The organism is Aeromonas sp. ASNIH8 (genome assembly GCF_002919855.1).
Lineage (GTDB): Bacteria > Pseudomonadota > Gammaproteobacteria > Enterobacterales > Aeromonadaceae > Aeromonas > Aeromonas caviae.
Genome location: NZ_PQLN01000236.1, coordinates 1 through 1,104 on the forward strand (window position 1 = coordinate 1; position 1,104 = coordinate 1,104).

Here is a 1,104-nt window from a genome sequence, read left to right on the forward strand (position 1 = left end):
ATACCAATCGGATTAAACATTAGGTCAGTTTTATCCAATCTCGGCTACAAAGTGACATCACCCGCTCCACATCGGCAATAAAGTGCTTCCAGGCCGATGTGCAGGCATCAAGGATGTCGTCGTAATCCTTGAAGCTGCGATTAGCCAACACATGCTGACGAAGCCAGCTCCATACCTGTTCAATGGGATTGAGTTCGGGAGAATAGGGAGGGAGCTTGATCAGGCTGAGATTGGGGAAGTCATCCGCACATTCCATGGTATGCCATCCGGCGCCGTCCATGATCACCACCGCATGACGACCCGGCTTTGTTCGTGCTGCAATCAGTGCCAAGTGCTGCTTCATCACCTCCCGGTTTACCAGAGGACTGAGCAAGGCTTCCGTTGTCCCGGTTGCAGGGCAGACGGCACCGAAGAGATAGACGTACTCGAATTGTTGTTGCTGAATAGCTCGGGGGCGACTGCCACGCCTGGCCCACAGTCGGGTAGTCGTATTTTGTTGACCAAACCGGGCTTCGTCCTGAAACCAGACATCGACATTGGCAAGCGCAACATGACCCGGGATGTTAAGGATCGTTTCCAGCTGGAAGTTTTTTAAAAGCTTCCTGCACCTGCCCATCCTGCTTCGGATGTCGTGAGCGACTGGTTATCCAGGAAAACCCCAGCTCTCTGAGGAGGCGGTAGACATTGGAGAGTTCATAGGCCACACCAAACTCTCGTTCGATATACGTTTGAATATCAGTACCTTGCAGTCGTCCCCCGATGGCCAGCCGGCTTTGTTGGTCGATATATTCGCTAAGCTGGGATAGCTGTTCGGCGCCGAGCTTGGCGGGTCGGCCTGGTGGACGGACACTATCCAGCCCCGCCACGCCGTGTAGCAAGAAGTTGCTCACCCATTTGTTGACACTTGTGCGGCTGACTTTGAGAAAGCGGGCAATGTCAGTTCTGGAATGACCTTCTTGAAAGTGTGCTAACGCCAGGAATCGCATGCGTTTCCTGGCGTTGGTTTCTGCCTTGGCGAGGGCCAAGAAATCGATTGGATCGGACATACTGAGTACAGTGAAACCAGAATAGAGCAATTAGATCACATCTTTAATCTGATTGGTA

1 protein-coding gene is annotated in these 1,104 nt (G+C 52.4%); it reads right to left on the reverse strand.

The window, feature by feature from the left end:
- Positions 1–19: 19 nt before the first annotated feature.
- Positions 20–1,046, reverse strand: a protein-coding gene (locus C3418_RS23650) for an IS630 family transposase (RefSeq protein ID WP_161469620.1) whose coding sequence is annotated in 2 segments (ribosomal slippage) — positions 20–593 and positions 592–1,046 — 1,029 coding nt in all. Because the reading frame shifts where the segments join, the coding sequence is not laid out codon by codon here.
- Between the last annotated feature and the right edge of the window lie 58 nt (positions 1,047–1,104).